Here is a 20,237-nt window from a genome sequence, read left to right as displayed (position 1 = left end):
GATGCGAGCACGACCTCCCTCGTTCGACGCGCGCGGAGACACGCCCGGCCCCAGCGACGCCGACGGCCGGAGTCGCGGCCAGACGACGCTGGACTTCGCCGTCGGCATCAGCCTCTTCCTCCTGACGATGGCGTTCGTCGTCTCGTTCGTCCCCGGGATCCTGGGGCCGTTCGAGTCCGGTCCCCAGGAGGAGACGGTCGTGGCCGACCGGATCGCGAACCAGCTGGGGCAGTCGATGCTGGGCGATCCCGCGGAGCCGTACGTCCTCGACGTGGACTGCACGACGGAGTTCTTCGACCCGGAGCCGGCCGGGAGTCGGAACGCCAACGGCTGTCGTTACGACGAGTCGCTGGACCTGACCGGCAGCGCCACGCTGAACGAGCTGCTGGGGCTGGCGCCTCGACAGAACGTGAACGTCACCATCCGCGGTGACCCCGACGGGGACGATACGACGGAGCTGCTCTGCTTCGACGACTCCGCACAGGCGCTCGTGTCGGCGTCCAGCTGTAGCGGATCCGACGACCAGAGATACGGCATCGGCGGTGACCCGTCCGGCGCGGAGTCGGTCATCAGCGCGCGACGCATCGTCTCGGTCGGCGGCGTCGAGGGAACCCTGGTGGTCCGCGCATGGTAGACCGCGAGCGCCGGCCGACGTGGACGGTCGAGCGGGGACAGGCCCACACGCTGGAGGGTGTCATCGCGTCGCTCCTGCTGCTGTCGAGTCTGGTGTACGCGCTCCAGGTGACCGCCGTGACCCCACTCTCGGCCAGCACGTCGAACCAGCACATCGAGAACCAGGAGCAGGCGAGCGCGAGCGGCCTGCTCGCGACGGCGGCGAACAAGCCCCGGCCCGACGGGGACGCGTTGAAGGTCGCCGTTCTCTACTGGGATGAGAGCGCCGGGGCGTTCCATGGTCTCTCCGCCGGTCCGTACCAGAACGACGCTGGGTTCCCTTCCGAGTTCACCCTCGGGCGGATGCTGCAGGACGGGTTCAGCGACCGCGGCATCGCCTACAACGTCTACCTCCACTTCCAGACGGACACCGGGACGGCAACCGAGCGACTGGTCTACCGGGGCGCACCCAGTGACAACGCTGTGAGCGCCTCGCGAACGGTGACGCTGTACAACGACGACGAGCTGTACGAGGCCGACGAGAGCCTCGATACCGGTACCACGGTCGGCGACGAGGACAGCGATTTCTACGCGCCGGACGTTGACTCGTCGAGCGCCGTGTACAACGTCGTCCGCGTCGAGGTGGTCGTGTGGCGGATGTGACCGCCGGTCGGTCGCGCGCGCAACTGCTCGTTCTGGCCGGTGTCCTCCTGGGCCTGCTGTTCGTCGCGCTCGCGGTCATCCTGAACGGTGTCATCTTCTCCGAGAACCTGGCGAGTCGCGAGGAGAACCCGGGAGGGACGGGGACCGACCTCCGGACGTCCGTCACCGAGTCGGCCACGAGCCTCGTCTCACAGGTCAACCACGCCGACCGCTACCGCAGCGCGAGCTACGGAACGCTGTACGGGAACGCCTACACGGCGGGACTGAACGGCATCGCGAGGCGGATACGGGACCAGGCAGCCGATCGCGGACAGGGCGTGTCGCTGGACCCGATCAGTGGTCGTGAGGGGACCCGACTGGTGCAGGACACGGACGGGACGTTCGAACCGCGGGCGGCGCCGCCGTCGACCCCGCTGGCGACGAGCGATCCCAACTGGCAGGTCGTCGCCGACGCGGCCGTCCGGAACGCCCGGCTGACGGTCGAGCGGGGGTCACTGGCCGACCGGTCGGTCACGGAACTGCAGTCGGAGCTGGAGGGTGGCTCGGGGGGCACGCCGTTCTACCTCCGGGTCGAGGACCCCTCCGGCGCAGCCTGGGAGGTCGGACTCGCCCACGAGCCGGCCACCGGGGCCGTGCTGGTCGACGTGTTCGACGGGTCGACCCACCGGACCTGCCGCCTCGACGGCTCGCGGGTGACCGTCGACATCGCACGCGAGACCCTGCTCGCCGGCGGAACGGCCGTCGGCTGTCCGGCACTCGACTTCCTCGGGGACGCCTCGGGGACGGTCGATGTCTACTACGTGAACGGTGCCTCGGTGACGGGCCAGTACGAGTGGATCGTCGACCGCGTCGAGCCGAGCGTCCGGGCCGCGGTCGACGCCGGCAACGGGTTCGGCTGCACGACGCCGACCACCTACGGGGCCGGCGCGAGCGAGGACCCGTACACGGAGCCGGCCATCTACGCCACCACCGTCGATCTGCAGGCAACTGGCGGGGACTCCTCGTACGACACGAGGCTCCGCATCGCCCCGGGCGACCGGATGGGGCCGAGCACCGCGCCACGGGTGACCGCCTTCACCGTCGACGACACCTCGCCGTCGGGACCTGACGGGGACAGCGCCTCGTTCGACGTGTCGTGGCGCGTCGCCGACCCCGACGGGAACCTCGACTCGGTGACGGTCAGCGTCGAGAACCGGGACCAGGTCGGCGAGGACGGCTCGACCACGACGACGGTGAGTGGCGCGAGCGCGTCGGGGTCGTACACGAGCTACGAGGGGTCGTCGGGGACGGCGGGCGACGACTACCGCATCGTCGTCCGCGTCGACGACGGGACCGAGACGCGCCGCGTCGTCACGGTAGAGCCGGCGGACGGCACCGACGGCTGCGGCGGGTCGACCAACGGCGCCCCGACGGCGCGGTTCGACCCGCCCGCGAACCCGGAGGTCGGTCAGACCGTCTCCTTCGACGCGAGTGCGAGCGACGACAGCGACGGCTCAATCGTGGAGTACCGCTGGGACTTCGACGGCGACGGGACCGTCGAGTCGACGACGACCTCGGCCACGGCGAGTCACAGCTACGCCAGCGCCGGCGAGTACGACGCCGAACTGACCGTCGTCGACGACGACGGCGCGACCGCTGCCGTGACCGAGGCCGTCGACGTGACCGCCGGCAGCGGCTCGCCGCCGGTCGTGGAGACGAGCGGGACCGGCATCCGCCAGGACAGGAGCAAGCAGACCGGAAACGGGGAGACCGCCGAGTTCAGGGTCGAGTGGACGGTCTCGGATCCGGATGACGATCTCGAACGCGTGGAGATCACCCTCTACCGCGACGGTGACACCGGCGCGTCGTACGTCGACAGGACGACCATCAACCGGGTCAGTGGGTCGGGCTCGGGCAGCTCCGGCGGGAGCGGAACCACGGTGGCCTGGAGCAGCGACGGAGCCTACGGCGAGCAGTACGACATCCGGGTCGAGGTCGTCGACCAGGCCGGCAACGTGGACAGCCTGCTGCTGGAGCAGGTCGCCGACGGGGACGACGAGACGTGACAGCAGGGGATGGTAATGACCGGGGTATACCCGGGGAATGGCCGAAACAGGCAAATGTCTCCATGAAGATGGGGTAACAGATACCGGGTTTCGAGGTGGTCCATGATACGACCCACAGAGCGCGATGGCCGCGGGCAGATGATCCTGATCGGAGCGCTGCTGCTCGCGGTGACGCTGGTGGCACTCGCGCTGGTCACCAACTCCGTCATCTACACGGAGAACCTCGCCAGCCGGGACGAGGTCAAGACCGAGGACGCCGTCTCGTTCCGGCAGGCGGCCGCCGAGGGGAGCCAGCGGGGGATGTTGCAGTCGAACTTCGGCCAGGACGATGTCGACTACGCCGCACGGGAAGCGGCGTTCGAGACGGCGGTCAAGGACTGGGCCCATCGGTCGACCAGCTTCCTCTCGACGAGTGGCGTGAGCGGCGAGGTCGTGCCCGGGAGCCTCACCCACGGGACACGGGTGAGTCAGGACACGACCGGTGAGTTCACACCCGTCGACGAAAACGTGATACTCGGAATCGATCCGCTAGGGGTGCTGCAGGACGCCTGGCTGGCCGCTCCCGATTCGAAGCTCCGGCGGTTCGAGATGACCGTCCAGCGAGACGAACTGTACGAGCGACCCTCGACCCTGACCGGGAGCCTGCTGGACCTGTTGCTGGGAACGGACGACCCGTTCTTCTTCGCCACAGAGGACGACGACGGGGACAACTACTACACCTTCGTCTACCGGAACCCGAACCCCACCCCGAAGAGCATCGAGATCGTGACCTACAGCTGGCCCGACGGGGGAACCGCGACGAAAGTCGGGCAGTGCAGTGTCCAGGCCAGCGAGGCGACCATCGACGTGACCGGTGAGCGGGTCGTCGCCGGCGGCCAGGTCGAGTCGTGTGCGGCGCTGGACTACTACGATGACGTCACCGGATCGCCGAACACCTACTTCGCGAACGGGGATCAGGTTGAAGGAACGTACCACTTCGTCGCCGACAAGGAGGTCTCGACGTTCCGGGACGACATCGAGGACTACAACCAGAACGTCATCGACCAGCTGTTCGACATCGTCGGCGGCTCCGTGTCGGCACTGAACGACGGCTCGGTCACGCTGCTGAACCTACTCAGCTTCCTGGACATCTCGCCCGATGCGACCTACCACGACGCGTCGACCGATGGTGCCGCGGACGACCCATACACGAACACCGCCATCTGGTCGGCAGACGTGCGGATGGACTACGAGACCAAGGCGCTGGGCTACGAGTCGACGATGCGGGTGGCGCCGGGGCTCCCGGGCGAGGCCAGCGCGGCCGTCAGCGCGGGTGGCGGCTCGAACCCGAGCAACAGCCCGCCGACCGCCGAGTTCACCGTCACGCCGTCGAGCGTCTCGACCGGTTCGTCCGTCACCCTCGACGCCAGCGGCAGTTCCGACCCGGACGGCAGCATCGCCAGCTACGAGTGGGACTTCGACGGCGACGGGACCACCGACGCCACCGGAGTGACCACAACGACTTCCTTCTCCACCGCCGGTAATCACGACGTGGAGCTGACTGTCACCGACGGCGACGGTGCGACGGACACGCGGACCAGGACCGTGCAGGTCACGTCGAGCGGCAACACGGCGCCCAGCGTGACCTCCGTCTCGACCACCGACCTGAGCTTCGGGAAAACCGCTCAGTACGCGGTCACGTGGGAGGTCGAGGACACCGACGGCAATCTGGGGGAGGTGGACATCCGGATGTACCGTGCCAACAACAACAACCAGGTCGCCTCCGTCGGACCGATCACCACGATCTCGGGGTCGAGCGCCGGCCCCCGAACAACGACGATCTCCTGGTCGGGCGGCAATCCCTGTAACAAGGACGTCTACATCACCGTGACCGTCGAGGATACTGACGGGAAGAGCGCGAGTCAGCAGACCGCCACCATGTCCCCATCGTGTTGAGCAGTGGCCCCCTCTCCGGTCCCGATGTCATCGACGAGCGTGCGGTGTCGACGACACTGGGTTACGCGCTGACGCTGGGCATCACGACGCTGCTGGTGAGCGGCCTGCTCATCGTCGGCGGGACGTTCATCCAGGACCAGCGCGAGGACGCGACCCGGACGGAGTACCGGGTGGTGGGCCAGCGGATGGCGGCCGACATCGGGGCCGCCGACCGCCTGCTTGCGACCGCCAGCGAGGGCGGGTCGGTGCGGGTCGAGCGGGCGCTGCCCGACCAGGTCGTCGGCGAGAGCTACCGCATGGGGATCGACCGGGTCGACGACACCGACCGGTACCGGATCCGGTTGCGCAACGGCAAGGAGTCAGTCGTCGAGACGGTCCAGGTCCGCTCGGAGGCGGCGGTCTACGACTCCGGGGAGCTGGCCGGCGACCGGGTGGTGATCGAGGGGAACGCCATCGTCGACGAGAAGCTCCTGGTCTCCCCGGAGAACGAGCCGTTCAGGTACCCCGCAGCCGACGAGAACACCATCGTCGTGGAGGCCGAGGCGCCGACGAGCGTCAGGCCCGGGACGGACGACGGCGCCGGAAGGGAGTGGGTGGAATTCCACGACGCGGCCGCGAGCGGCAACACCGCCATCACCACCGTCCCGAACTCCAGTTCCGGGACCGGGGAGGGGAACGTCGAGGACACAACGGACGGGCCCCGGCTCGACTATCCGGTCGAGGTCCCGCAGTCGGGGACCTACTGTGTCTTCGTCAGGCTTCGCGAGCCGCCGACCGACGGTGACAACAGCGACTCCGTCCACGTCGGTGTCGACGGGAACACGCCGGTCACGTACGGGAGTGACGGGCTGTCGGTCGGCTCGACCGAGACGGCGTGGCGCTGGCTCCATGAGGTTGATGGCGCGAACGAGTACCCGTCGGTGACCTTCGGTTCCAGCGGCAGTCACACGCTGAACCTCTACATGCGCGAGGACGGCACCCAGGTGGACAAGGTCGCACTCGTCCATCCCACCGACGGGACCTGCAGCGACAACGAGGAGCCGACCGGCACCGGTCCGGAGGTGGGCTGACGATGGCGATGGACGACCGCGGGGTCAACGAGGTCATCGGGTTCGTGCTCGTCTTCTCGCTCATCACCGCGACCGTCGGCGTCGTCTCGGTCGTCGGGTTCAACGGGCTCCAGGAGACGCGCAACGCCGAGCGCGTCGACAACGCCGAGCGGGCGTTCGACGTGCTGGCGGACAACGTGGCCGACATCTACTACGAGGACGCGCCGACCCGCGCGACGGAGATCAAGCTCGCGGACGCCCAGCTGTTCCTCGCGCCGAAGACCGCCTCGTCACCATCACCGACGAAGTTCCGCGTGACCGTCGACAACCCCGGCAGCGCCAACGACGTGGAGACCAAGCGGTACCCCCGCCCGCTGATCTACCAGTCGAAGACCGCCAGCGACAGCCGGGTGGTGTACGACGCGGGGGCGACCTTCCGGGTCGATGGCGACAGCGCGGTGATGCTCCGGGAGCCACCGCTGGTCCTGCGGGAGAACTCCCAGTCGATCATCACGCTGGTCAACGTGGGTGGGAGTCCCGGGAGCTCGGTCGGCGGGACGACGACCGCGCTGGTACGGTCGGAGGAGCGGGGGTCGGAGACGACCTACCCGACGAACACCGTCGGCCCGTCGGTCAGCGGCGAGGTGACCATCGCCATCCAGACCACCGACGCCAGAGCGGAGGCCTGGGAACGGTACCTGGAGGAGGAGATCAGCTGGGAGTCCGACGCCTGCTCGGTCAGTTCCGGGACGGTGGACTGCACGTTCGAGACCGACAAGCTGTATGTGAACGTCGTCAGCATCGAGTTCGAACTCTCGGCCTGAGGCCGGTCAGTCCAGCTCGACCTCGACGCGGTTCTCCGTGATGTGGAGGTAGGTGACAACCCGGTTGTTGCCGTCGTACGACAGCGTCCCGCTCGCCGGCTGGCAGTTCGAGCCGGTGTCGGCGTAGCAGATGGCCCCGTTCCCTCCCGTCTGGTCGTAGACGTTCAGCGTGAACTCGTCGCCCATCAGCGCGGAGTAGTGGTTGACGACGACGTCGAGCGACTCGGTGTCGCTGCCCGAGTAGCTGAGGTCGGTCTCGCCCGGTACCCCGTCGTCGAAATCGGGGTCGCGGTAATCCCCCTCGGTCCCGAAGTACCGTACCGTCCCGCCGCTATCCGGCGTCGCCATGGTGGTCGAGCTGGAGAGGTCGAGATTGAGGCGGGCGTCGTCCTGACCGTCCCCGTCGTAGTCGTCACAGGTCATCTCGATGGGGGCGGTCCACATCTCGTGTTCGTCCGCGCTGTCGTCGTAGTAGTAGACGGTGAGCTCGGCGCCCGGGTTCGGACTGCCGCCGTTGCAGCGGGCGGACCCCGAGCCGGAGCCCTTCTCGAGACTCAGCTCGAGCTTGTCACCCTCCGCGTTCTCCGTGTGGAGGCTCCACTTGAAGCTGTTGAACGCGTCGTTGTTCTGGCCGTCGGGGTAGAGGTCCATGTCGAACTCGTTCAGCGCGTACCCGCCGTCCTTGCCGCGGATCCGGATGCTGTCGGAGGCGCTGTCGAAGGTGAAATCGCCCTGCGAGCCGAGCGTGACCAGTTCGAGTCGGGCGGTCTCGGTCGACTCGTCGACCGTCACGTCGCCCTCGGTCCGCTTGCGGAAGTAGTCCGCCCAGGCGGCGTAGTACTTGCTCTCGACCTCGATGACGATGTATCCCTGCTCGACGGGGTTCCGGTACCGGTCGCTGTCGGGGTAGGTGCTACCACCGGGGTCGGGATACTTCCTGGCGAACGGGTCGGTGTCCGCGGGGCGCACGCGGGCGCCGATGGTGCCGGCGCCGCTACTGCTGTCGCCGGCGGTCGTCTCGACCACGGGGAGGGTGAGCGTCGAGCCCCGATAGTGGAACTCCGGCGGCGACACCATCCGTGGCTCGCCCGAGCCGACGCGCCAGACGCCACCGCCCTGGTAGGCGATGCTGGTCCCTCCCCGTTCGTAGACGACCGAGCCGAGTTCCGAGGAGTAGACCTCGTGGTCGTCGTCGTTGGGGCCGTCGTCGACGCTGTTGCCGTCGAGGTTGAAGTTCGACGAGTCCTCGGTGAACCCGACGTGGGTGATGGTGATCCGTCCGGTGCCCTCCTCGACCCGGTAGCTCCCGGCGCCCTGGCCCAGCTCGATGGTCTGGGTGTCCGACTCGCTCAGGGCCACCATCGCGGCCCGGGAGTCGAACAACGTCATCTGGTGTTCCACCCGTTCCAGCGAGGCCTGCGTCTGCGTATCGGTGAGTGCCGCGCCCCCCAGCGCGACCACGGCTACTGTTCCTAGCAGCGCCATACCGATCAGCAGCGCGTACCCGATGACCGCCGACTGACCGCGGTCCGGTCCCTGGCGGCTTTCGGACGGAGGGGGATGCACGTACACACCGAGGCGTTCATCGCCCATAAGTCGCGTGGCCATCGCGGCCTGTTCCCGGTATCTGCCGCCTACCGCGCGTCCGGTGGCCCCCGCTCGTGTTCGTCGTAGCGTCGCCGTCGTCATCGTCGGGCATCGACTTCACGGCCCCACGGACGGTGGCTGAACGGTTGGTGAATAACACGATAGGTGAGATTGCAGGTGCCGAACGTGGCTATATTCATGTTAATGTGGTATTTTATACAGAAATTTCTGACATTTAGAATATATATGTATAGTATAAGGTGTCAAAGGCAGTTTCAGCAAACCCTCAAATACCTGGCGTGTGCTATCTGTTCCCACAATGAGTGCCAAGAAGCGGACGATGAAGGATGTCAGCCACACACCGCCGTCGGGTGAGCCCGTCCGTGTCTGGGAGCGGGGTCGCAAGACGACCGACGACGAGTAGGCCGCCGCGCTTCTCCGGTCCACCCATCGCGCCAGCGGCTGCTCCGGGAGCGTTAAGCCAGCTCCGGACGCGTCCCCGGCGATGACCGACGACCAGGCGACGCTGGGCTCGTTCGCCGGGGACGGGGCCGGCGGGAGCGACGACGGGGCTGACGAGGAGGGCGCCGACGAACGGACGACGGCGGGTGGCGGCGCGGAGCCGACCGACCGGGCTGACGGGACGACGGACGGTGCGGGCGGCATCCCCGGCGACGACCTCGTCTGCCCCTGGTGTCTGGCTCCCGGTGACCGGTTCGTCGAGGAGGGCCCCACCGGACTGGCCTGTGGTCGCTGTGCGGCCGCGCTTCCGGTCGACGCCGACTGGTTCCGTGCTCGTGAGGTCGTGGCCCGCCGACCGATGTACGAGGCCGAGGGCTGACGGCGGTCGCGCCGGGCACGGGGACGGGCACCGATGACGCCGGGTGCAGCCCTGACCGGGGCCGGGGCAATCCCCGAGGGGCGTTCTCTGGCTCCGAGAACGCCGCGAAGGATTTTATCTCGCAGTATCGAATCCGAATCCATGTACGGTGTACAGAAGGCGTTGCTCTTCCTCCTGACACTGCTGGTCGTCGCGCTCGTGGTGGCAGCCGTCGCCGCTACCGGTCTCGGGTTCGCGCCCTGACGCTGGGCCGATGGCGGTCAACGCTCCCCCGCTCGGTCCCGCTGCCCGTGCCAGTGGACGATACCGACGGTCGCGACGAGCGCGGCCGTTCCGCCGAGGAAGAGCGCGCCTCCGAGCAGTACCTGTCCCCGGAACCAGGCCAGCAGGAGGCCGAGACTCGCGGCGAACAGGCCGCCCTGCGCCAGCAGCAGGGCCGTGACGAAGGCCCGGAAGGTCCCCGTGGAGAGCGATCCTACACCGTCCGCGAGTCGCTCGCCCGCGTCGTCGTCCTCCTCGGCGACCACGGAGAACGGATCCATCGTCCGCTGGTTGGGCCGAGCGAGGGATACCCCTTCCGCCGGCCCTAACCCGGCGCGGGTGGCCCCCGGATCCCGGCGAGGATCCGGTGACGGCGGGGGGTATGGGGTATGTCAGCCAGTTACCGTCCCGTATCGTCACTCCATCCCATGAATGTTTATGTACCAACGGTCGAAAGCGGGGAACGAACGCGCCCGAAATCGAGGGCGCCGGTCCCCGTTTCCCTACCCACGCGACTCCGGTCGCGGTCTTCGGGGGACCTGCCGTGTAACCACGGGGTCGACAGGTGACAACGATGAAAGATACAACTCCCTCCACGGGGCGCTGGCGTCGGGTGCTGACGGCACTGGTCGCCGTGCTGATGGTCACGAGCGTGGCCATCGGCGCGGGGGCGGGTGCCGCGGCGGCGGCTGCCGACGGTCCGACCCAGCAGTCCCTCCAGGAGGATGACGACGGTACCGGTAACCAGACACTCGACCCGGCGGACGACATCTTCGTCAGGGAGAACGGCGACGCCGTCCTCTACTACGAGGACGAGAGCGACGCCGGCTCCGAACTCTCGAACGGCGAGTACGGTCTCAGCGTCGGTCGTGGGATCTTCTACGGCCTGATCGTGAGCGACCTGGACGAGGCGCCGAACGCGACGGGCTCGGCGAGTGCGGTCCTCGAGCCGGGCTCGCTGACGGCGGACGGCGAGCTGACGGCCGCCCGGCCGGAGGCCATCCAGGAGCTGAGCCTGACCGTCGATGGCGTCCGGACCCAGGAGAACAACCGGTTCGACGCCGACGGGCGCGTGGCCGTCGCGACGCGGAGCGCCCCGTCGCTTCGGCTCATCGAGTCGGCCGACGTGTCCCTCCAGTCGACCGTCGCGCCGGACTCGCTCGACGCCTCCGGTAGCCTGAACGCCCAGACCTCGACGCAGCTGGGCCAGCCGATGGCGGGCTCCTTCGAACTCGTCGAGGGCCAGGGCACGTACACGCTGCAGGCGGCCCAGAACCAGACGGTCCGCGAGTTCGCGCGGGACCAGTGGGACAGCGAGGAGCGCGCCCGGCAGACCATCCGGCAGCGCTACGCGAGTGTCGCCGAGCAGCTGGGTGGCAGCGCCACCGTGACGTTGAGCTCCTACGCCTTCACGAACACCAGCCAGCGCGGGGTCTACCGGCTCGACGTTGACTACACCGTCGAGTACGAGGGCGTCGACGAGGGGCTGGAGCGGCAGGCGGCCGCGTTCCTGGCCAACTCCGAGCAGTTCGACCTCTCCCGAACGGCGGCCTCGGACATCGCCGCGAACGTGACCAAGCTTGAGATCGAGCGCATCGCCGCGGACTACCGGATGCAGGCCCAGTCCGTCGAGGGCAGCTTCGACATCCAGCTGGAGAACTACAACGACGCGCTGCTGGCCGGCCTGGACGCGCTCGAGGGCTACTCGCCGCCCGAGCAGGAGGTCCCCATCCAGCCCGAGCAGCTCGAGGATCTCCGCGCACAGATCGAGGCCCAGCAGGCCGCCGACCTGACGCGGACGTACTCGTTCAGCGCCTCCCACACGCTGCCGTCCAGTTCACAGGCTGTCATCGAGTTCCAGGCCCAGTCCCGGACGGAGAACTGGCAGGCCTACGTGAGCGAGCTGGAGAGCCGCGACATCACGGTCGCGAACCAGGAGTACTCGCTGGCCGCCGACACGTCCGGTGACCAGATCGTCGCGAACGGCTCGCTCAGCGTCGAGCAGGAGGACCTGGTGGACAGCACGGTCGACCAGTTCCTCAACGCGACCGAGCAGGGAGCCGCCGAGGACCCGGAGACCGAGCAGGCCCGGCAGTTCATCCGCGCGTTCCGCGAGGCCGGCTTCCAGAAGGCCCGCATGGACGTCGAGGTCACCGAGGGTGACGTGACGTTCGAGGCGGGCGCGAAGTTCGAGGACATGGCCGCGTTCCGTGATGTCCTCGAGCAGTCCGGCCAGCTCGACCTCTCGATCAGCGGGGTCGTCGGCCGCACCAACGAGAGCGGCTCGCTGAACCAGTACGTCTACGTCAACGGGGCCGTCGAGGCCGGCGCCAGCGAGAGCGCCGTCCGCGAACTCTCCGTGGTCGACGAGGACACCACGGTCCACATGCCCGGGACGTACGACCGCTCGTTCCCCGAGATGGACATCGAGCGCGCGTTCAACTACCTCGAACTCGAGCCGCCGACGCCCACGCCGACCGCCGGTGGTGACGGCGGCGATGGCGGCGATGGCGGTGACGGCGGCGATGGCGGCGCCGGGACGTCCACCGGTGGACAGCCCGGCTTCGGCGCCGTAGTCGCACTCGTCGCGCTCGTCGCGGCGGCGCTGCTCGCTCGCCGCCAGCACTGAGCGACCGACCACCCTTCTCAGTATTTTCGCACGCTCGAGCCGTGCGTCTGACGCGTGTCGTGCGGTGTGGCAACATTTAACGAGGGGCGGGAGAGACACGGCGAAAGGAGTCAGAGTCAGATGTCCAGCAGGTCACACGACGGCGAGCGGGACGGTGAGATGGAGCGCTATCCGGCCGTCGGGCCGGAGGCGGCGGCCTACGAGGGGTACGAGTCCCGCGAGGTTGACGGGTGCGTCCGGGTGTACGAGTCCGGGCGCGAGGAGGCCGGGGCGTGGCTCGCCTCGACACTGGTGCTGTCCCGCCGCAGTATGCGGTAGCCGGCGGGCGTTACCGGTCGTCGAACCGGCGGACGCCCGGATTCGTGACGGCACCGTTGGCCGCCGAGTCGAACGCGAAGCCGTACTTCGCGAGGACGCCGGTGTCGTACGCGGGTGCGGGTTGCTCCCAGTCCTCCAGCCGCGCGTCCAGCTCCTCGTCGCTCAGGTCGACCTCGATGGTCCGGTCGGGGATGTCGACCCGGACGTGGTCGCCGTCCTCCAGCGCGGCGATGGGGCCGCCGACGAACGCCTCGGGCGCGATGTGGCCGATCATCGGGCCGCGGGTGCCGCCGGAGAACCGCCCGTCGGTGAGGAGCGCCACGTCGTCCTCGTGGCCGGCGCCGACGACGGCTGCCGTGACGCCGAGCATCTCGCGCATCCCCGGCCCGCCGCGGGGGCCCTCGTTCCGGATGACGATGACGTCGCCCGATTCGATGTGGCCCTCCTGGACGTAGCGCATCGCGTCCTCCTCGTTCTCGAAGATCCGCGCGGGGCCCTCGTGGTGGAACTCGTCCTGGCCGGTCGCCTTCAGGACGGCCCCATCGGGGGCGAGGTTGCCGGTGAGGATCTTGATGGCGCCCTCCGGGTACTTGGGCTCGTCGACGGTGTAGAGGAACTCCGCGTCGATCTCGTCGTCGTCGGGCAGGTCCAGTTCCTCGAGCTCCTCCGCGATGGTGCGGCCCGTCACGGTGAGCTGGTCGCCGTGGAACAGCCCCGCATCGAGCAGGCGACGGACGACAACGGGCACGCCGCCGACCTCGTGGAGGTCGTTCATGACGTGGGTGCCGCCGGGCGAGAGGTCGGCGATCTTCGGCGTCCGCCGGCTGATGCGGTCGAAGTCCTCGATGTCGAGGTCGACATCGGCCTCGGCGGCCAGCGCGAGCAGGTGGAGGACGGCGTTGGTCGAACCGCCGATGGCGGTCTGGAGCGCGATAGCGTTCTCGAACGACTCCTTCGTGAGGATGTCCGAGGGCCGGCGATCCTCCTGCACACACTCGAGGACGAGTTCGCCCGCGCGGTCGGCGACCGCGTAGCGCTCCTCGTCCTCCGCCGGGGCCGAGGCCGACCCGAGCGGTGCGAGGCCGAGCGCCTCGCTGATGGAGGCCATCGTGTTGGCGGTGTACATCCCGCCACAGGAGCCGGCGCCGGGGCAGGCGTGCCGTTCGAGGTCGTCCAGTTCCTCGGCTGACATGTCGCCCTCGGCGTAGGCGCCGACGCCCTCGAACACGTTGACGATGGTCACGTCGCGTCCCTCGTGCTGGCCGGGCATGATGGAGCCGCCGTAGAGGAAGACGGAGGGGAGGTCCGTCCGGATGGCGGCCATCATCATCCCGGGGAGGTTCTTGTCACAGCCCGCGACCGTGACGAGGGCGTCCATACGCTCGCCGAAGGAGACGAGCTCGACGGAGTCGGCGATGACCTCGCGCGAGACGAGCGAGGCCTTCATCCCCTCGGTGCCCATCGAGATGGCGTCGGAGATGGTGATGGTGCCGAACTCGATGGGCATCCCGCCGGCGGCGTCGATGCCGTCGATGGCACTCTGGGCGACATCGTCGAGGTGGACGTTGCAGGGCGTGATGTCGGCTGCGGGGTTGGCGACCCCGACCATCGGGGAGGCGAGGTCCTCGTCGTCGAACCCCATCGCGCGGAACATCGCGCGGTGCGGGGCGCGTTCCGCTCCTTCGGTCACCTCTCGCGACCGTAGGTTCTCGGGCTTCTCCCCTTCGGATCCGACCGCGTCGCCGTCCTCGGTGCGGCTGGGACGTTGCTGACTCATGACATCCGGTTGTCGCGCACGGGGTTAAGTTCCGCGAGAGGGGGCGAGTTCTGCCCCGACAGGGTCGAAAGTCGCTTGTCGGCGGGCCGCCCACCCCCGACAGATGCGAGCCACCGTCTCGACCGGCGCGCGACTCCACGTCGGCTTCGCCAACCTCTCGCTGGCGCACGAGCGCCTCTACGGCGGCGTCGGGCTGGCACTCGCGGAGCCGCGCGTCCGTCTCTCCGCGACACCGGCGGAGACGGTGACCTGTCACGCCGCGGACGCGGCGGTCGACGAGCCCGACGTGGCGTGTGTCCGCGAGTACGCGACTGCGGTCTGCGACCTCCTCGGGGTTCCGGGGGCCGAACTGGCCGTCGAGGCGACGCTCCCGCGCCACGTGGGGCTCGGGAGCGGGACGGCGACGGCGCTCGCGACGCTGGCCGCGGTCGCCCGAGCACACGGCGAGGACGTTCGGTCCCGGGAGCGCGCGCCGGCGCTGGGTCGAGGTGGTCGCTCGGGCGTCGGCGTCGCCGCGTTCGAGCAGGGGGGGTTCGTCGTGGATGCGGGCCACCCGACGGAGCGGTTCACCACCCGGCCGCCCGCGCAGGGGAACTGGACGGTACCCACGGTGCTCGCGCGGCACGCCCTCCCGGCCGACTGGCGGGTGGTGCTTGCGCTCCCCGACGCCGAGCAGGGCCGCCACGGCAGCGACGAGGACGACAGTATGGGTGCCGTCGTGGAGTCGGCGGACCCGTCGGTGGCCGACGACCTCGCGGCGCTGACGGTCCGGCGCCTGCTCCCCGCGGCGGCCGAGGGACGGCTAGGGGCGTTCGGGGACGCTATCGCCGAGTTCGGCCGGCTCAACGGAGCCTGGTACGCCGACGAACAGGGCGGCGTCTACCGTCCCCCTGCCGGACAGGTCGTCGAGGAGCTGCGTGAGTCACCGGCCGTCGCCGGTGTCGGCCAGTCGTCGTGGGGGCCGGCCGTGTACGCGCTCACGGACGCCGACCGGGCGGGCACCGCGCGACGAGCGGCCCACGCAGCCCTCGACGCGGCCGAGAGCGACGGGGACGTGTTGATCACCCGGCCGCGCAACGAGGGCGCCACCATCGAGAGCGAGGCGTAGCGAGCAGGCGGTGCGACCGAGACCCGGACCGGGCACCGCGCGGGTCGAACCGGCCGGGGAGTGGCGTTCTCCCCGTCCGGGTCGGCGGTCCGGGGCGACTCGTCAGGACATGGGGTGGCTGGTCCCGTTCCCGTATATGAAGCTCCGTGTTCCCCGTGGCCGGGAGGGATATCTGGTTACTGGAGACGTATCCGCTCAACACACTCATTCAGTGGAAAGGGTGCGAGAGCGCTGCGAGAACACCGCGGTACGGTTCGAACCTCAGAACTCCAGGATGAGCCCGTAGCCGGCGCCGAGGAAGCCGCCGTAGAGGACGAACCCGAGCAGCGTGCCGCCGTCGAGGTTCGGGGCCGGGCCCATCGAGAACGCGGTGAGGTTCTCGACCAGCAGCGGGAGGCCGACCGCGCCCAGAACGACCGCCAGCGCGACGCCGTAGGCCAGGCCGACCGCCGTCGCGGTGGTGGTGACGGAGGCCTGCTTGAGCGCGGGCTGGAGGAGCTGGCGGAGGTCCCGGTTCCGCGAGGTGGTCATGATGAGGCTGTTGACGTAGTCGTCCAGCGTGTTCCGGACGAGGGCGACGAACAGGCCACCGAGCACCAGCGCCAGGACGAGCCACGCGACCCAGGCCTTCTCGAAGCTCCCTCCCATCCCGAACAGCGAGCCGATGTAGCGCATGTACACGGGAGCGCCGATGTGGTAGATGGTGAGGCCGCCGACAAGCCCGCCGAAGACGGAGCCGAACGCGTACGCCCGGAGCCGGCGTGAGCTGACGCCGGCGCTGACGGACTCGAAGTCCGTCTGGGGCTCGCCAAGCGGGAGGCTGTCCCGGTAGACGGCGGCGAAGACGAAGCCGAAGACGACGTACGCCAGCAGGCCAGCACCGACGTACGGCGCGGGGTAGGCCTGGAGCGGCGTCACGCCGTCGATGACCGAGGGGACGAGGGCGGTGCCGGCGACGATGGCGAACACGAGCCCGTAGATGATGCCCGTGGTCCCGGCGTCGAGCGTACTGGTCCCGGGTTCGAACCGACGGCCCGGGATGGCCGCGATGACCACCGCCAGCGGGAGGCAGACGATGAACCACGCGAGGAACCCGCGTCCTGCGGTCCCGCTCCGGAGGATGGTCCCCAGCCAGAGCAGATGCGGCTGGGCGAGGACGTAGAGCAGGACCCCGCCGGCTGTCCCCCCGGCGAGCAGCCCCTTCAGGGTCGCCGTGCTCCGGACGTCGGCGACGAGGTCGACATCGCGGCGCCGGAGCAGCCCGTAGGCCGCGGTGGTCCCGAAGCCGAAGAGGAAGTAGCCGAAGGCGATGGGGAAGTAGCCGATGGGCACCTGCAGCGGCCAGCCGCCGATGGCGCCGACGAGGGCCGGAACGACGAACAGGCCGAAGACGGTGGTACCGATACCGGCGAAGATCCCGGTCGAGAAGGGTGCCGCGGCGGTCCGGGTGCCGGCGACCCGGGAGACGGTCAGCGTGAGCAGCAGCCCCATCAGGAGGAGGAAGACCAGCCCGCGCTGCTGGGTGCCGCTCGCGAGGATGGTGCCGACGAACCGGAGGTGCGGCGGTCGGATGATCAGCAGTGCGAGCCCCCCGAGGTAGACGCCGGCGAGCGAACTCGCGACCACCCGGGCCCCGTTCCGGCGGAGGTACGCCGGCAGGATGGACTGCCCGGAGAGGACGCTGGCGTATGTCGTCCCCATCACGAGGCCGAAGACGGCCCAGCCGAGGACGGCGACGGTCGGTGCCGGGTCGATGGTCGCCGGGGTGCTCCCGACGAGCGACGGGACGACGAACAGGCTGAACGCCCCGCCGAGGACGGCGCCGAAGGCCAGTCCGGTCGTCGCGCTCCGGCGGACGAAACCGCTCCCGCGGCCGACGAGCTTCGCGCCGGTGACGACGTAGAGCCCGGTCAGGGCGAACGCCACGAGCCCGAAGAGGAACATCCCGCGAGCAGGGCGCCCACTCTGGAGGATTGTCCCCATGTACCGGAGGTGGAGCGTCGCCACGGCGTAGGTCGTGATGGCGCCCGCTAGCGAGCCGGCGAGCCCCGCGTAGGCCGTCGCACGCCGTTTCCGGCTACCTGTCGCACTCTGCGTCCCGCTGCTCATGGCCATCCCGGACCCCGCCGTCAGGAACCCCTCCATCCCGTCGGGTGCGGAGACGACGCCCGTTGCCACCAGCACGGCCAGTGCTCCCGCGAGGAGGCCCCCGAGGAGCGCGACCACCACCTTGTCGTTCGTCCCGCGCCCGGGATTCCCACCGATCCCGGCGCGGCCAGACACGTTGCTGTGCGTCACTGTCGGTCTACCAGCGTTTGTTGACCCCACCTAATAAAGCGTTGCGGGGGTGCTCTCCGGCGGTTTATACGCCCGATGCCGCCGGTTTCGGCGGTTCCCGGTGAGCGTCACCATACGGTACCGTCGGCGGTTCGCAACGACGATGGGTTTAAATCATACGTCGTATGAAGGGCCGAAGTTTTAATCACCGACCGTGTGAGGTGTTGTGTCATGATGGACGAGATCGACTTCCCCAGCGAGGAGTGGTTCGAGGAGTACGGGCGCCGGGTCAACGAGAGCGAGGCCTACTCCGAGAACGGGGCCGGATGGGGCGTGGACTTCAACGGCGATTTCCTCTACGTGTACGAGGCCGACGACCGGCTGCCGGAGACACGACAGTTCTTCGTGGGGCTGCACGACGGCGGCGTGACCGATACCTACGAGGTCGATGACCCGGACGAGGCCGACGCCGGGTTCGTCCTCCGGGGGGCCTACTCGGACTGGATCGACCTGAACGAGGGGAACATCGGCGCCATCGACGGCATGATGTCCGGCGTGTTCGAGCTGGAGGGTGATATGCAGAAGGTGATGCAGTACACCCAGGCGGCCGTCGACCTGACCGAGATCGCCAGCGAGATCCCGACGAACTACAAGTACTAGCACGAGCTTTTTTGACGACTCGGGTGACCTCGCGCTCGCCTCCGGCGAGCGCTGCGGCACCACTCGCCGCAAAAAACGTTCAGAAAAAATGCCGGCCTCCGCTCACTTCGTTCGCTTCGGCCGGTGAAACTCGCTCGCTACGCTCGCGAGTACGCGATACTCTATACGACCTCCCGGACCTCTATGCCGGTCGCCCGGACGTACACTCGCAGCTGTGTGGACCGATAGGGCCCGAACTCGTAACTCGCCTCCCCTTCAGAGCCCGCGCTGAACTCGTAGGCGTAGAGATGGCCGCGTAGTTCTGGGATCGTATCCTCCACCACGTGTCCCGTCTCGGAGCGGGGTGCGAGGTCGTACGAGCGTTCCATGACCGGTTCGCCCGATTCCTCGTCGGTGACGTACATCCGGGCGGTGACCTCTGCGTTCGTCTTGTTGGAGAAGCGGAAATCCTCCCGGCGTTCCGAGTCGGAGCGGGCGGTCTCCGTGGGTGAGGACCCTCCAGTGGAGGTGCATCCGGCGCTGAGGGCCCCCACTCCGCTAGCACCAGCAGTCAGGAGGAGTCGCCGGCGAGGTATCGGGGGCACGTCCGGCGGCACGAACGTCCGCAGTAAACGTCTTGTGGGGGTCGTCGCCCGGACTGCCAGTACTACCGTGGCGGGAGGATGCCGGTGTCGGTCACACGCCGCGTCCCTGCAGCTTCTCCTCCTCGGGCATGTCGACGTTCGAATCGCCCTTCATGCCCTTGCCGATGTCGGTGGCGATCTCGACGAGGCGCTCGGGGTCGTCCCAGTTGTTGACGGCCTCGACGATGGCCCGGCCCATCGCCTCGGGGTCCTCGGCGCCGAAGATGCCCGAGCCGACGAAGATGCCGTCGCAGCCGTGGTGCATCATCAGGGCGGCGTCGGCCGGGGTGGCGATGCCACCGGCCGCGAAGTTGACGACGGGGAGCCGGCCCATCTCGGCGGTCTGGTGGACCAGGTCGGCGGGGGCCTCGTGCTCGCGGGCCCACTTCTCGCGCTCCTCGTGGGTCTTCCCCTCCAGTTCGCGGATGGCGGACTTGATGGCGCGCTGGTGGGTCACGGCCTGGTTCACGTCGCCGGTGCCGGCCTCGCCCTTCGTCCGGATCATCGCGGCACCCTCGTCGATGCGCCGGAGTGCCTCCTGCAGGTTCCGGGCGCCACAGACGAACGGTGCCGTGAACTCCTCCTTCTCGATGTGGTAGTCGTTGTCGGCGGGGGTGAGCACCTCGGACTCGTCGACCATGTCGGCGCCGGCGGCCTCGAGAATCTCGGCCTCCTTCGTGTGGCCGATGCGGGCCTTGCCCATCACCGGGATGGAGACCTCGTCGATGATCTCGGTCAGGCTCCCGGGGTCGGCCATCCGCGCGACACCGCCCCGCTTGCGGATGTCGGCGGGCACCGCCTCGAGGTTCATCACGGCGACGGCGCCGACGTCCTCGGCGATACGGGCCTGCTCGCGGTTGACGACGTCCATGATGACGCCGCCCTTCTGCATCTTCGCGAACCCGCGCTTGACCAGCTCCGTCCCGCGTTCGAGTTCCTCGAGATCGGTGGCCTCGCTCATGGGAAAACGTTGGGTCCGGACCCACTTAACGCGTGTCTTTGGGTGTGAGTCGGTGGCGTAGCGATGG

Annotated in this window: 18 protein-coding genes; 12 read left to right on the top strand and 6 right to left on the bottom strand. The window is 68.9% G+C overall.

Going from position 1 to position 20,237, the window contains the following annotated elements:
- Position 1: 1 nt before the first annotated feature.
- From P2T62_RS19485 to P2T62_RS19460, 6 genes are all read left to right on the top strand, one after another.
- The gene (locus tag P2T62_RS19485) at positions 2-634 is read left to right on the top strand and encodes a DUF7287 family protein (RefSeq protein WP_276258682.1); all 633 of its coding nucleotides are present in this window, start codon (positions 2-4) and stop codon (positions 632-634) included.
- Positions 628-1,275: a DUF7288 family protein gene (locus P2T62_RS19480; protein ID WP_276258681.1), complete on the top strand. Its 648-nt coding sequence runs from the start codon at positions 628-630 to the stop codon at positions 1,273-1,275. Before P2T62_RS19485 ends, P2T62_RS19480 begins: the two co-directional genes overlap by 7 nt.
- On the top strand, positions 1,263-3,320 hold the full coding sequence (locus P2T62_RS19475; protein ID WP_276258680.1) for a PKD domain-containing protein: 2,058 nt from the start codon (positions 1,263-1,265) through the stop codon (positions 3,318-3,320). Before P2T62_RS19480 ends, P2T62_RS19475 begins: the two co-directional genes overlap by 13 nt.
- A gap of 102 nt (positions 3,321-3,422) precedes the next feature.
- On the top strand, positions 3,423-5,255 hold the full coding sequence (locus tag P2T62_RS19470) for a PKD domain-containing protein (protein ID WP_276258679.1): 1,833 nt from the start codon (positions 3,423-3,425) through the stop codon (positions 5,253-5,255).
- Positions 5,252-6,325: a DUF7266 family protein gene (locus tag P2T62_RS19465; RefSeq protein ID WP_276258678.1), complete on the top strand. Its 1,074-nt coding sequence runs from the start codon at positions 5,252-5,254 to the stop codon at positions 6,323-6,325. Before P2T62_RS19470 ends, P2T62_RS19465 begins: the two co-directional genes overlap by 4 nt.
- Positions 6,326-6,327: 2 nt before the next feature.
- The gene (locus tag P2T62_RS19460) at positions 6,328-7,128 is read left to right on the top strand and encodes a DUF7289 family protein (protein ID WP_276258677.1); all 801 of its coding nucleotides are present in this window, start codon (positions 6,328-6,330) and stop codon (positions 7,126-7,128) included.
- Between the two features lie 6 nt (positions 7,129-7,134).
- On the opposite strand, the gene P2T62_RS19455 is transcribed toward P2T62_RS19460, so the two are convergent.
- A complete protein-coding gene (locus P2T62_RS19455; RefSeq protein WP_420028392.1) occupies positions 7,135-8,721 on the bottom strand; it encodes a DUF7289 family protein in 1,587 nt (528 codons plus the stop codon).
- Between the two features lie 313 nt (positions 8,722-9,034).
- Here P2T62_RS19455 and P2T62_RS23540 point away from each other — a divergent pair, with 313 nt between their 5' ends.
- Positions 9,035-9,139: a DUF7989 family protein gene (locus tag P2T62_RS23540; protein WP_474198279.1), complete on the top strand. Its 105-nt coding sequence runs from the start codon at positions 9,035-9,037 to the stop codon at positions 9,137-9,139.
- Between the two features lie 81 nt (positions 9,140-9,220).
- Positions 9,221-9,556 carry a hypothetical protein gene (locus P2T62_RS19450; protein ID WP_276258675.1) on the top strand — a complete coding sequence of 112 codons (336 nt, stop codon included), beginning with the start codon at positions 9,221-9,223 and terminating at the stop codon, positions 9,554-9,556.
- 260 nt (positions 9,557-9,816) lie between these two features.
- Here P2T62_RS19450 and P2T62_RS19445 read toward each other — a convergent pair whose 3' ends face one another.
- The gene (locus P2T62_RS19445) at positions 9,817-10,098 is read right to left on the bottom strand and encodes a DUF7322 domain-containing protein (protein ID WP_276258674.1); all 282 of its coding nucleotides are present in this window, start codon (positions 10,096-10,098) and stop codon (positions 9,817-9,819) included.
- A gap of 293 nt (positions 10,099-10,391) precedes the next feature.
- Between P2T62_RS19445 and P2T62_RS19440 the strand changes: the two genes are divergently transcribed.
- Complete coding sequence (locus P2T62_RS19440) at positions 10,392-12,446, top strand: PGF-CTERM sorting domain-containing protein (protein WP_276258673.1); 2,055 nt, start codon at positions 10,392-10,394, stop codon at positions 12,444-12,446.
- 120 nt (positions 12,447-12,566) lie between these two features.
- A complete protein-coding gene (locus P2T62_RS19435) occupies positions 12,567-12,764 on the top strand; it encodes a hypothetical protein (protein WP_276258672.1) in 198 nt (65 codons plus the stop codon).
- A 10-nt stretch (positions 12,765-12,774) separates the two neighbouring features.
- Here P2T62_RS19435 and ilvD read toward each other — a convergent pair whose 3' ends face one another.
- A complete protein-coding gene (ilvD, locus tag P2T62_RS19430; RefSeq protein ID WP_276258671.1) occupies positions 12,775-14,541 on the bottom strand; it encodes a dihydroxy-acid dehydratase in 1,767 nt (588 codons plus the stop codon).
- 103 nt (positions 14,542-14,644) lie between these two features.
- On the opposite strand from ilvD, the gene P2T62_RS19425 reads away from it, so the two are divergent.
- Positions 14,645-15,649: a beta-ribofuranosylaminobenzene 5'-phosphate synthase family protein gene (locus P2T62_RS19425; RefSeq protein ID WP_276258670.1), complete on the top strand. Its 1,005-nt coding sequence runs from the start codon at positions 14,645-14,647 to the stop codon at positions 15,647-15,649.
- 261 nt (positions 15,650-15,910) lie between these two features.
- Here P2T62_RS19425 and P2T62_RS19420 read toward each other — a convergent pair whose 3' ends face one another.
- Entirely contained in the window at positions 15,911-17,932 is a 2,022-nt protein-coding gene (locus P2T62_RS19420) for a hypothetical protein (protein WP_276258669.1), read from the bottom strand.
- A 225-nt stretch (positions 17,933-18,157) separates the two neighbouring features.
- On the opposite strand from P2T62_RS19420, the gene P2T62_RS19415 reads away from it, so the two are divergent.
- Entirely contained in the window at positions 18,158-18,586 is a 429-nt protein-coding gene (locus P2T62_RS19415) for an SCP2 sterol-binding domain-containing protein (protein ID WP_276258668.1), read from the top strand.
- 161 nt (positions 18,587-18,747) lie between these two features.
- On the opposite strand, the gene P2T62_RS19410 is transcribed toward P2T62_RS19415, so the two are convergent.
- Together P2T62_RS19410 and pdxS are read right to left on the bottom strand one after the other, a co-directional pair.
- Positions 18,748-19,119: a hypothetical protein gene (locus tag P2T62_RS19410; protein ID WP_276258667.1), complete on the bottom strand. Its 372-nt coding sequence runs from the start codon at positions 19,117-19,119 to the stop codon at positions 18,748-18,750.
- Between the two features lie 142 nt (positions 19,120-19,261).
- Positions 19,262-20,170: a pyridoxal 5'-phosphate synthase lyase subunit PdxS gene (gene pdxS, locus P2T62_RS19405; RefSeq protein WP_276258666.1), complete on the bottom strand. Its 909-nt coding sequence runs from the start codon at positions 20,168-20,170 to the stop codon at positions 19,262-19,264.
- Positions 20,171-20,237 lie beyond the last annotated feature (67 nt).

The sequence above is a fragment of the Haloglomus litoreum genome (assembly GCF_029338515.1).
Lineage (GTDB): Archaea > Halobacteriota > Halobacteria > Halobacteriales > Haloarculaceae > Haloglomus > Haloglomus litoreum.
This window is presented reverse-complemented; position numbering and strand designations above follow the sequence as displayed.